We start from the raw sequence: 8,392 nt of genomic DNA on the forward strand, positions 1-8,392 counted from the left end.
TCGAAGGAGAGCGCGAAGGCCTCCGGGATCTGCAGCAGCTTCATGCGCACGTCGGCGACCAACTTGGAGGCGCTCTGGTCGGGACCACGCTGTTCCCACGGCTTGAGGATGGCGAACTCGACGGCCGAATTCGACTGCGCCGCGCTGGTCAGGAAGTTCAGGCCGCTGATCGAGCCGACGATGTCGACGCCGGGAGTCGCCTGCAGGATGTCGCGCGCCTTCTGTGCCACCGCATCGGTGCGCTCCAGCGAAGCGCCGTCGGGCAGCTGGATGACGACGAAGAAATAGCCCTGGTCCTCGACCGGAAGGAAGGTCGAGGGCAGCTTCTGCCAGACGAAATAGGTGGCGACCAGGCCGGCCGCGAACAGGCCAAGCATGATCCAGCGCAGCCGGATAAGGATGCGCACGCCATGGGCATAGGCATGCGACAGCCTGTCGAAGCCTGTGTTGAACCAGCGGAACAGGAAGAATTGCGTCTCCCCGCGATGGCGCAGGAAGGCAGCGCTGAGCGCGGGACTGAGCGTCAGCGAGTTGAATGCGGAGATACCGACGGAGATCGCCACCGTCAGCGCGAACTGGTTGTAGAGCTTTCCGGAGACACCGGGAATGAAGGCGACCGGCACGAACACGGCCATGAGCACGGCGGTGGTCGCAATGATCGGACCTGTCACCTCGGCCATGGCGGCTTTTGTCGCCGCCAGTGGTTTCAGCCCGGCTTCCAACTGTCGCTCCACATTCTCGACCACGACGATGGCGTCGTCGACGACCAGACCGATCGCCAGCACCATGCCGAGCAGCGAGAGCATGTTGAGCGAGAAACCCATCATCTCCATGATGACGAGCGTCGCCACCAGCGACACTGGAATGGCGATGGTCGGAATGATGGTCGTGCGCCAGCTCTGCAGGAAGATGAACACCACCGCCACGACGAGCACCAGGGCTTCGCCGAGCGTGATCAGCACGTCATGCATCGAGGCCGAGACGAAGCGCGTCGTGTCGTAATGCATCGCATAGTCGACGCCCTTGGGAAAACGGGCCGACAGTTCCTGCATCTTGTCCTTGACGCGCTGCTGCAGATCGAGCGCGTTGGAGCCGGGCATCTGATAGACGGCGAGCACCACTGTCGGGTCCTTGCCGAAGAAGGCAGAGGACGAATATTGCAGGGCGCCAAGCTCGATACGGGCGACGTCGCGCAGCCGCACCAGCGAACCCGTATCCGTGTTGGCACGCACGACGATGTCGCCGAATTCCTTCGGATCGCTCAACCGGCCGACGGCGTTGACCTGCATCTCGAAGGCGGTGCCGGCGGGCGCCGGCGATTGGCCGATCTTGCCGGCCGCCACCTGCACGTTTTGTTCGGCGATGGCGTTCTGGACGTCGACCGCGGTGATGCCGAGATTGGCGAGCTTGTCCGGGTCGAGCCAGACGCGCATCGAATAGCGCCGTTCGCCGAAGATCTGCACGTCGCCGACGCCAGGCAGCCGCTTCAGCGGATCCACCACCTGCAGATAGGCCAGGTTGGAGAGCGCCACCGGGTCGACGGAATGGTCGGGCGAGGTCAGGTTGACGATCAGCACGAAGTTCGGGTTCTGCTTCTTGATCGTCACGCCGCCCTGGTTGACGATCGCCGGCAGCGAGGATGCCGCCTGCGAGACGCGGTTCTGGACGTCGACAGCGGCAGTGCTCAAGGAATAGCCGACATCGAAGGTGATGGTGATGGTCGACGAGCCGTCATTGGAACTCGTCGACGACATGTAGGTCATGCCTTGCACGCCGTTGATCTGCTGCTCCAGCGGCGTCGTCACGGTGTCTGCCACCACTTGCGCGCTGGCGCCCGGATAGTGGGCACTGACCACGACCTGCGGCGGCGTGATGTCGGGAAACTGCGAGACGGGCAGCAGGAAATAACAAATCGTCCCGGCGAGCACCATGATGATGGCGATCGCAGAGGCGAAGATCGGACGATGGATGAAGAAGTTTACCACGACACGCACGCCTCTCCAGCCGCTCTTACCCGCCCGAAGGCGTTGGCGACCCTGGACAACTGGCCATGCCCGTCACGGGACATTTCCCGTGAACGCAGCAACGGCACCCCCCGACGCTGCCCATCGGCAAGCGAGCGCAACATGTTCTCGAAGGCGCGGGGGTCGACCCCATCTGCTTTCATGACCAGCCGGATCATCGGATCCCGGACGGCCTCATCTATGGTAAGATCGCGGCGCTGTGGCATTGGCCGGCTCCTTGTCTGTCGATTCGCAGCCCATGCTCACGAACCGTTTTTCATCTCTTCACCGGCCGAAGCCGCATGATTGGCAATCTTTTCGTCCATCTCGATCTGGTAGGACCAGTTCACGACCTTGTTATTGACGACGGACGCTATAGGTGTTACCAGTAAGTAACATGCTGGAAGTTACAGACCGGTAACACCCTAGTCAAGAGGTGGCCGAGGGTTTTTTGGAAACGAAAGGAGATCATGATGACAGACGGCGTCGTGGAGCGCTCTCGTCCCCGGGATCGGATTCTGGAGACGGCGCGTGACATGTTCCATAAGCACGGCATCAAGGGCGTCGGCGTCGACGCCATCACCGAGGCTGCCGGCACGAACAAGATGACGCTCTATCGTCACTTCGAGTCCAAGGACGAACTGATCGTCGAATGCCTGCGCGCCAACGCCTTGAAAGCCGGCGCGATGTGGGAAACGTTCGAGGCCGAGCATCCGGGCGACAAACTCGCCCAGCTTCATGCCTGGGTTCGCAAGGCCGCCGCCATGCTCAACACCGATGGCCGCGGCTGCGACATGGCCAATGCCGCCGCCGAACTGACCGAACCTGATCATCCGGCAAGGCGCGTGATCAAGGAGCTCAAGGAAGCCCAGCGCGAACGCCTGGTCGGGCTCTGCCGGGATGCCGGTATCGGCCAGGCCGAACTTCTCGCCGATACGCTGTCGCTGCTGTTTGAAGGCGCGCGTGTCAGCGTGCAGACCGTCGGCGCCGAAGGCCCCAGCACGCAGTTCGTGCGTATGGCGGAAGGGCTGATCGTTTCCTTCAGGGGAACTGCAGCAAACTGACACCTGCCGGACTGCCAACGATCCATGCGATTCCGTGACCGGGAATGAGGTGGCGTGGCGGCGTCGCGATTGCTGCCGATCGGAACGAAAAAAGCCCGCTGCCGGGAGGAGGTGGCAGCGGGCTCGATTTCGAATGTGGCGCGGGAGGAGGTGCGCCCCATTCAGCGTCGGCATCGCATCTGGGAGGAGTAGATGGCCGACAACCAGAAACTACGAATTGCCCAATGATTCGGCAACAATGAATTGTGCATAGCTGCTGTGCAGATTCGCCGTGGCGCCGCGCGAATTCGGGAAAGTGGGCCTCACTGCACCGGCACGTTTTCCCGGAAAATCAGTCGCGGCTCGATGAATTTGCGTGTGAGATAGGGCGCCGATGAGGCGATCGAGCCGAGCAGTTGGATGACCGACTGCTCCGCGATCAACCTGGCGTTCTGGTCGATGACGACGTCGGTGAGGTCGTCGACGAGATAGCCGCGCGTCTCCCTCGTCAGGTCGTGGCAGATGAACACCGGCTTGCGGTTGGGCCTGGCTTCCCGGATCGCCTTGGCAATGCCGGAGCGCCCGGCGCCGACGCAATAGATGCCGAGCAGTTCCGGTTCGTTGCGCAACGCCTTCATGGTTTCCGCATAGCTGGCATCGGGTTCGTCATTGATCTCGACGGCGCTGCTGACGGTGAGATTGGGAAATTCCTCGCCGAGCACCGAGCGGAATCCCATCTCGCGCTCTTCATGGCCGCGATAGGAGCGCGAGCCGACGACCATCGCCAGCCGCCCCTCGCGTCCGCCGAGGAAGCGTCCCATCAAAAGGGCCGCCGTCCGTCCCGCCATGCGGTTGTCGATGCCGACATAAGCCGAGCGCGGTGCGGCCGGAATATCGGATACCAGCGTCACCAGGCGGATGCCGGCCTCGACGATGTCGCGCAGGATGTTGCGTGTCCTGGGATGATCGACCGCGATGACACCGACGCCATTGGCCCGCAGCGACAATTTTTCGACCGCTGTCTGCAGGGCATTGGGCGAGATGCCGGCGAGATTGTGGATCCGGCAGGATGCCACCAGCGGCAGGCGTGAGGCATAGTCCTCGATATGCTTTGCCAGATCCTGCATGAAGGCGTTGCTGCCGATCGGCAGGAAGAATTCGAGGTTTGCGGGCTTCGAGGGAAGCGTCACCTGGTCGGCGATAGGCAGATAGCCGAGCTGCTTGGCGGCCTCCATGACGCGTTGCCGGTTGGCGGCACTCGCTCCGGGCCGATTGTTGAGCACCCTGTCGACCGTGGCGGTCGACAGCCCGCAGGTCCTGGCGATGTCGGAGACGGTGGCCTTCATGCCGCGACCCTATATGCCGATGCTCCCTCAGTGCCCCGGCTTGCCATCGGCGAGGGCGTCGCGGATGTCCTTTTCCGACATGCCGGTGATGATGCGCTCGACTTCCGTCACGGTCGTCGTCTTCGGATCGATGTCGTCGGCGACCACCTTGCCCCTGCGCATGACGACGATGCGGTCGACCACCTGGAAGACATGGTGGATGTTGTGCGCGATGAAGATGCAGGAGTGGCCAGAATCACGCGCGTTGCGCACGAAGCTCAGCACGCCTTGTGTTTCGGCGACGCCGAGATTGTTGGTCGGCTCGTCGAGGATGATCAGGTCGCTGTCGAAATGCATGGCGCGCGCGATCGCGACCGCCTGGCGCTCGCCGCCGGAGAGCGAGCCGATCGGCGTCGTCGGCGGGATGTTCTTGGAGATGCCGACCTGTTTGAGCAGATCGCGGGCGACCGTGTTCATCGCCTCCTGGTCCATGCGGTTGAGGAAGCGCGGCGGCTTGATCGGCTCACGTCCCAGGAACAGGTTGCGCGCGATCGACAGTTGCGTGACCAGGGCGGAGTCCTGATAAATGGTCTCGATGCCGTGGGCGATGGCATCGCTGGTGCTGCGCAAGGTGACCTTCTTGCCGCGGATGAAGATGTCGCCGCTGGTCAGCGGCACCGCGCCGGAGAGAACCTTGATCAGCGTCGATTTGCCGGCGCCATTGTCGCCCAGCAGGCCGACGATCTCACGCTCGTTGACATGGAAATTGGCGTCCACCAGCGCCTGCACGCGGCCATAGGACTTGCGGATGTTCTGCATGCGGATCAATGGCTCGGCCATGGTTCAAGTCCCCGCCTGGTGCCGGCGTTCCAGCCACGAATGCAACGCCATCATGCCAAGGATGATCGCGCCGATGAAGATGTTGTAGGCAAGCCCGGGCACGCCGATCAGCACGATGCCGTTGCGCATGACGCGCAGGATCAGGATGCCGAGCACGGTGCCGATGATGGTGCCGCGCCCGCCGGTCAGCGCCGTGCCGCCGATCACCACCATGGCGATCACCTCCAGTTCGTAGCCGCTGCCGCTGTTGGGGTTGGCGGCGGATGTGCGCAGTGAGGAAATGACGCCGGCAAGCGACGCCATCAGCGAAGACAGCACGAACAGGCCGACCTTGACGCGGTTGACATTGACGCCACGGGCGCGCGCCGCGTTGGGATTGCCGCCGGCCGCCTGGATCCAGTTGCCGGTCCGGCTTTGCGTCAGGACATAGCCGAGGGCGATCGCGGCGGCGATGAACCAGAACAGCGACATGTAGATGCGGAACGGGCCGATGAAGAAATCGCCGACCAGCGCCTCCGCCAGCCAGCTGCCCTCGGCGCTCCAGGTGCGCTGCGGAAACCCGTCGGTGATGAAAAGCGCGCTGCCGCGCACCACCAGCAGCATGCCGAGCGTCACCAGGAAGGACGGGATCTTGAGCCGCGTGACGAACCAGCCATTGACCAGGCCGATCAAAGCGGCAACCACCAGCGCGACGACGAAGCCCATCTCCAGCGAGGTGACGCCGGCATTGAACAGCGTCCACATCAGCACCGGCGAGAAACCGAACAGGGACCCGACGGAAAGGTCGAATTCGCCCGACGTCATCAACAGCGTCATCGCCAGCGCGATCAGGCCGAGCTCGACGGTGAAGGCCAGCGTGTTGGAGATGTTCTGCGGCGACAGGAAGTCGTGGTTGAAACCCCAGAAAACGGCGATCTCGGCGATGAGCAGAACGAAGGGTCCGAATTCCGGCCGCGCGATCAGGCGTTGGATGAGCGAATGATTTTCCACTGGGAACCCGCGACATGGTTGGAACGGGCCGCGACCTCCACCGCATCGGGTGGACATGCCGCGGCGCAGGAAGATAGCTGGCGCCGCGCGAGATGCGCGGCGCCAGGGATCGCGGATTATTTGCCGGACAGGATCTTGTCGTAGACCGCCGCGGTGTCCTTCTCGTAGAGCGCGCCGGTGATGACGTTGAAGCCCGGGGGAATGCCGCTGGCCGCCATGTTGGCGAGCGACAGCGCGACGTAGCTGGTCGCCTGCGGGTCCTGCCACTGGCCGGCATTGACGTAGCCGTTCAGCACTTCCTGGGTGGTGTCGAGCGAGTTGCCCCAGCCGACGACCGGGATTTCGCCCGGCTTGACGCCGACCTGGTCGAACACGCGCTTGATCGAGCCGGTGACGAGGTCGCCCAGGCCGATGATGGCGTTGACCTTGCCCTTGTGGGCGGTGAGGTAGTCGACCATGCGGTTGATCACCTCGGCCTGGTCAAGCGTCGCTTCGGTCACCTCATAGGTGATGCCGAGCGGGCCGAAGACGCTCTTGATGCCTTCCTCTTCCTGCACGCCATAGGTGGCGCCGGGGATCTCGACCGGCATCCAGACGAAGTCGCCCTTCTTCACAAGACCCTTGTCGACCAGATATTGGGCCCAATGCTTGCCGAAGGTGACGTTGTCGCCGCCGACATAGGCGTTGAAATTGGCCTTGGGATCGGGCGTGTTGAAGTTGATGATCGGGACGTTGGCCGCGCGCGCTTCCTTGACGATCTCGACAAGGCTGCCCGGATCGGGGCTGGTGGTGACGATGCCGTCGGCCTTGGCGGAGAGGGCGGCGCGGACCGCTTCCTGCTGCGAGGCGACGTCGCCATTGTGGAAAGAGGTGTTGACGGTGTTGCCGGTGTCCTTGGCCCATTGCTTGGCGCCGGCGAGGAAGTAGGTCCAGACCGGGTCGGCCGGCCCGCCATGTGAGATCCAGTAGAACGTCTTGGCCTGCGCGGCTGCCGGAATGACCGTCAGCGCGACCAGCAGGCCGTAGAGCACAAGTCTTAGTCTCGTCAGCATGTGATTTCCTCCCGGTTGAAGATGATCCGTCCCTTGTTCCGGCTTCGGCCGGATTGCGTCTTTTGCCAGCGCCGCTCGGATGCCTAAGAGCATTCCCTTTTTCGGCGGATGGCAAGCCTCCATCTGCAGATGTAGTTGGCGCCTGACACGGCGCCATCAACGACCCCATCAGATCGCATCAGTTGGGATGATTTTTTCCAGGCAGTCGGATGATTGTCGCCGAGGCGCAGCCCGGCGGACTGTCCCGATCATGTTTGGGCGGTCACTTGGGGCGAAAGCCCCTGAAGAACCACTTAGAGCAGGCCGGCTTTGGCGAGGTCGCGCATCAAATGGCTGGCGCCGTAGGTCCAGTGCGGGCAATCAGGCGACAGCCGCACGCGGTTGACCAGCGCGCCGAATTTTTCCGACGAGATGGTGACGATGTCGCCGACCTTGTGCGTGAACCCCTTGCCCTTTTCGCCGCGATCCTTCGATGGCACGAACATCGTGCCGAGATACAGCGCCAGCCCGTCCGGATACTGGTGGTGCGGCCCCATGGCCGCGGCAACCAGTTCCTCCGGCGAGCGGCTGATCTCGGCCATCGAACTCGCCCCCTCCAGCGAAAATCCGTCCTCGCCCTCGACCTTCAGGCGCACGACGGCCTGCTTCACCTCGGCGATGGAGAACGTGTCGTCGAACAGCCGGATGAAGGGGCCAAGCGAAGCCGAGGCGTTGTTGTCCTTGGCCTTGCCGAGCAGCAGCGCCGAGCGCCCTTCGACGTCGCGCAGATTGACGTCGTTGCCGATGGTGGCGCCGACGATCCTGCTGCTCGAGGCGGCGATCATGGCGATCTCCGGCTCCGGATTGTTCCAGGTCGACACCGGGTGGAGGCCGACATCGGCGCCGAAGCCGACCGAGGCCATGGGCTGGCACTTGGTGAAGATCTCGGCATCCGGGCCGATGCCCACTTCCAGATATTGCGACCACGCGCCGCGCGAAATCAGCTTGGCTTTGATCTCCATCGCCTCGGGCGAACCGGGCTTGAGCTTGGAAAGGTCGTGGCCGATCAGGCCGGCAATGTCGGCGCGTATGGCGTCGGCCTTTTCCGCCGAGCCGCGGGCCTGTTCCTCGATCACCCGTTCGAGCAGGCTGACTACGAA

At 63.3% G+C, this 8,392-nt stretch carries 7 protein-coding genes; 1 reads left to right on the forward strand and 6 read right to left on the reverse strand.

The genetic code is table 11. The features are described from left to right. Nucleotides 1-1,985, reverse strand: a 1,985-nt coding sequence (locus tag EOA36_RS19225; protein WP_145969219.1) for an efflux RND transporter permease subunit, incomplete at its 3' end; no start/stop codon positions are given. 491 nt (nt 1,986-2,476) lie between these two features. Here EOA36_RS19225 and EOA36_RS19235 point away from each other — a divergent pair. Then, nucleotides 2,477-3,067: a TetR/AcrR family transcriptional regulator gene (locus tag EOA36_RS19235; RefSeq protein ID WP_127278974.1), complete on the forward strand. Its 591-nt coding sequence runs from the start codon at nt 2,477-2,479 to the stop codon at nt 3,065-3,067. Between the two features lie 302 nt (nt 3,068-3,369). On the opposite strand, the gene EOA36_RS19240 is transcribed toward EOA36_RS19235, so the two are convergent. The 5 genes from EOA36_RS19240 to EOA36_RS19260 all read right to left on the reverse strand — a co-directional run. Beyond that, complete coding sequence (locus EOA36_RS19240; RefSeq protein ID WP_127278975.1) at nt 3,370-4,392, reverse strand: LacI family DNA-binding transcriptional regulator; 1,023 nt, start codon at nt 4,390-4,392, stop codon at nt 3,370-3,372. A 27-nt stretch (nt 4,393-4,419) separates the two neighbouring features. Further along, the gene (locus tag EOA36_RS19245; protein ID WP_127278976.1) at nt 4,420-5,211 is read right to left on the reverse strand and encodes an ATP-binding cassette domain-containing protein; all 792 of its coding nucleotides are present in this window, start codon (nt 5,209-5,211) and stop codon (nt 4,420-4,422) included. 3 nt (nt 5,212-5,214) lie between these two features. Beyond that, nucleotides 5,215-6,201, reverse strand: a complete 987-nt coding sequence (locus tag EOA36_RS19250) for an ABC transporter permease (protein ID WP_127278977.1) — start codon at nt 6,199-6,201, stop codon at nt 5,215-5,217. Nucleotides 6,202-6,317: 116 nt separating this feature from the next. Next, nucleotides 6,318-7,253, reverse strand: a complete 936-nt coding sequence (locus tag EOA36_RS19255; protein WP_127278978.1) for a substrate-binding domain-containing protein — start codon at nt 7,251-7,253, stop codon at nt 6,318-6,320. A 293-nt stretch (nt 7,254-7,546) separates the two neighbouring features. Beyond that, nucleotides 7,547-8,392, reverse strand: an 846-nt coding sequence (locus EOA36_RS19260; protein WP_127278979.1) for a fumarylacetoacetate hydrolase family protein, incomplete at its 5' end; no start/stop codon positions are given.

The sequence above is a fragment of the Mesorhizobium sp. M8A.F.Ca.ET.021.01.1.1 genome (assembly GCF_003998025.1).
In the GTDB taxonomy this organism is placed as follows: domain Bacteria; phylum Pseudomonadota; class Alphaproteobacteria; order Rhizobiales; family Rhizobiaceae; genus Mesorhizobium.

Bases quoted from the DNA above. Each gene is read 5' to 3' on its own strand.
- EOA36_RS19245 (WP_127278976.1), bottom strand. From the start codon at position 5,211: ATGGCCGAGCCATTGATCCGCATGCAGAACATCCGCAAGTCCTATGGC.
- EOA36_RS19240 (WP_127278975.1), bottom strand. From the start codon at position 4,392: ATGAAGGCCACCGTCTCCGACATCGCCAGGACCTGCGGGCTGTCGACC.
- EOA36_RS19235 (WP_127278974.1), top strand. From the start codon at position 2,477: ATGACAGACGGCGTCGTGGAGCGCTCTCGTCCCCGGGATCGGATTCTG.
- EOA36_RS19255 (WP_127278978.1), bottom strand. From the start codon at position 7,253: ATGCTGACGAGACTAAGACTTGTGCTCTACGGCCTGCTGGTCGCGCTG.